This is a genomic window from Arthrobacter sp. SPT-J7 (assembly GCF_059089965.1).
Genome location: NZ_JBNHFF010000306.1, coordinates 1 through 3,142 on the forward strand (window position 1 = coordinate 1; position 3,142 = coordinate 3,142).

The 3,142-nt window shown below is 65.5% G+C and carries 2 protein-coding genes; one reads left to right on the forward strand and one right to left on the reverse strand.

Annotated elements, in window-relative coordinates; translation table 11 throughout:
- Positions 1–42: 42 nt before the first annotated feature.
- Positions 43–1,626, reverse strand: a complete 1,584-nt coding sequence (ffh, locus tag AC5RWX_RS31770) for a signal recognition particle protein (protein WP_494100168.1) — start codon at positions 1,624–1,626, stop codon at positions 43–45.
- An 84-nt stretch (positions 1,627–1,710) separates the two neighbouring features.
- On the opposite strand from ffh, the gene AC5RWX_RS31775 reads away from it, so the two are divergent.
- A complete protein-coding gene (locus tag AC5RWX_RS31775) occupies positions 1,711–3,114 on the forward strand; it encodes a glucose-6-phosphate dehydrogenase (RefSeq protein WP_494100169.1) in 1,404 nt (467 codons plus the stop codon).
- Positions 3,115–3,142 lie beyond the last annotated feature (28 nt).

Here is a 3,142-nt window from a genome sequence, read left to right on the forward strand (position 1 = left end):
CCGCTCAAAACAACACTTGGCGCTACTCGGCTGCAGATGTGGTTACTGGCCGAGGAACTTGTCGAAACCCTTGGGCAGGTTCAGCTGCGAGGGATCAAAGTCACCCGACTGCTGGCCAAAGGCAGCCCCGGTGGGCAATGCCTTGGCGGCATTCGCACGGCGGGCCTCGGCCTCCTTGCGCTCCTGGGCGGCCTTGGCGGGGTTACCTGACTTGGCCTTTTTCTTGGGGGCGTTCTTGGCGTTCTTCCGCGCGCCGCCGCCCGCACCTGGCATGCCAGGCATGCCGGGCATGCCAGGCATGCCGCCCTGTGCCATCTTCTTCATCATCTTCTGGGCCTGCGCGAAACGCTCCAGGAGGCCGTTGACCTCGGAGACGTGCACGCCGGAACCGCGGGCGATGCGGGCGCGGCGGGAACCGTTGATGATCTTGGGAGCCACGCGCTCATGCGGCGTCATGGAGCGGACAATTGCTTCCACGCGGTCGATCTCGCGCTCGTCAAACTGCTCAAGCTGCTGGCGGATGTTCTGCGCACCCGGCATCATCATGAGCATCTTCTTCATGGAGCCCATGTTGCGGATCTGCTGCATCTGCGCCAGGAAATCGTCCAGGGTGAAGTCTTCCTGGTCGGCGAACTTCTTCGCCATCCGGGCAGCTTCATCCTTGTCCCAGGACTTTTCGGCCTGCTCAATGAGCGTGAGGACATCGCCCATGTCCAGGATGCGGGACGCCATCCGGTCGGGGTGGAAGAGCTCGAAGTCGTCCAGGCCCTCACCAGTGGAGGCGAACATCACCGGCTTGCCGGTGACGGACGCAACGGAAAGGGCGGCGCCGCCGCGGGCATCGCCGTCGAGCTTCGACAGGACAATGCCGGTGAAGTTGACGCCCTCATCGAAGGCGTGCGCCGTGTTGACGGCGTCCTGGCCGATCATGGCGTCCAGGACGAACAGCACTTCGTTCGGCACGATGGCCCGGCGGATCTGCCGTGCCTGCTCCATCATGTCGGCATCAACGCCGAGCCGGCCGGCAGTGTCCACGATGACAACGTCGTGGAGTTTCTGGCGGGCTTCCTCAACACCGGCGCGGGCAACCTCTACAGGGTCCCCGGCCGGGTGCTCAAGCTCGGTGGAGGTGGCACCGGGGTGCGGCGCGAACACCGGCACCTTGGCGCGCTGGCCAACCACCTGCAGCTGGGTGACGGCGTTGGGGCGCTGCAGGTCGCAGGCCACCAGCATGGGGCTGTGGCCCTGGGCCTTCAGCCATCTGGACAGCTTGCCGGCGAGGGTGGTCTTACCGGCGCCCTGGAGGCCGGCCAGCATGATGATCGTGGGCCCGTTCTTGGCCAGGCGGATCCGGCGGGTCTCGCCGCCGAGGATCTCCACCAGTTCCTCGTTAACGATCTTGACGATCTGCTGGCTTGGATTCAGGGCCCCGGAAACTTCGGCACCCAGCGCGCGTTCGCGCACCCGGCCGGTGAATTCACGGACAACGGGAACGGCAACGTCCGCGTCCAGGAGGGCGCGGCGGATCTCCCGGACTGTGGCGTCAACGTCCGCCTCCGTGAGGCGGCCTTTGCCGCGGAGATTCTTGAAGGTTGCTGTCAACCGGTCAGAGAGTGAATTGAACACGCGCCGTGCACTTCTTTCAGTGGATGATCGGGACTCGACTATCTAGGGTACCAAGTCGGGCCCGCAAGGTGGCATGCTGGCAAAATGACGAGCCAAACAACAGTGAAAACCCTGCTCATCCTCGGTGCTTCCGGCGACCTTACCGGGCGGCTGCTCCTGCCAGGCCTGGCGCGGCTTGTGGCCACAGGGCGCGCGGCAGGGCTCCGGCTCGTCGGGGCAGGCTCCGATCCCTGGACCCCGGAACAATGGCGGGGCAGGGTCCGTACGTCCTTCGCGACCTCCGCGAAGTCAGCTTCCCCGGAAGGCCTGCGGGCATTGGAGAACCTGGAAAAGGAAACCGTCTACCACCAGCTGGATGTCACGGCCAGCGGTGCGCTTGCGTCGCTGCTGGTCGCCCTTGAGGGGCCCACGGCCGTCTACTTTGCCCTGCCGCCGCGGATCAGCCAGCTGGCCTGTGAAGCCCTCCGGCCGGAGCAGGTACCGCCCGGCACGAGGCTGGTAATGGAAAAGCCCTTCGGTTCCGGTGAGGAGTCCGCCCGCTCACTCAACCAGACCCTGGTGCGCCTGGTACCGGAGGACCATATCCACAGAGTGGACCACTTCCTCGGCAAAGCCACAGTGCTGAACATCCTGGGCCTGCGCTTCGCCAACAACTTCCTGGAGCCCGTCTGGAACCGTGAGCACGTGGAAAAGGTGGAGATCATCTTCGACGAGGACCTCGCGCTCGAGGGCCGGGCCCGCTACTACGACGGCGCGGGTGCGCTCCGGGACATGATCCAAAGCCACCTGCTCCAGATCATGGCCCTGATGGCGATGGAGCCGCCGTCGAGCATCAGCGAACGGGACCTGCGCGACGCCGTTTCCACGGTCCTGCGGGCGAGCAGCGTGCGCGCTCCCTACGCAGCTTCCACCCGCAGGGCGCGATACACGTCCGGGACCGTGGCCGGGAAGGAAGTGCCGGACTACGCGAAGGAGGACGGCGTGGACTCGTCACGGGGAACTGAAACCCTGGCGCAGATCCAGGTGGCGGTTGATAACTGGCGCTGGAAGGGTGTTCCGTTCATCCTGCGTTCCGGGAAAGCCATGGGCGAGAAGCGCAAGGAGGCCCTGGTGACGTTCAGGCCGGTCCCCCACCTTCCCAAGGGATTCACGGGCGTGGATTCGCCGAACCAGCTCAGGATCGGTTTCGGGCCGGACACCCTCGAATTCGACGTGGATGTGAACGGGCCCGGCGAGATCCTCAGCCTCAGCCGGGTCACCCTGGAAGCAGAACTGAGCGCATCCGAACTCCTGCCCTACGGTGAGGTGCTGGAGGGCGTTCTCACCGGCGATCCGCTGCTCTCCGTCCGGGGCGATACGGCAGAAGACTGCTGGCGGATTATCGAGCCGGTTTTGAAGGCCTGGCAACAGGGCACAGTCCCGCTGGAGGAGTACGACGCCGGATCGGCCGGGCCGGCGGAAACGTCCAGTGCTGCGGGGGCTGAGTAAACGCGAGGCATCACCCCGGGGGTGCGCC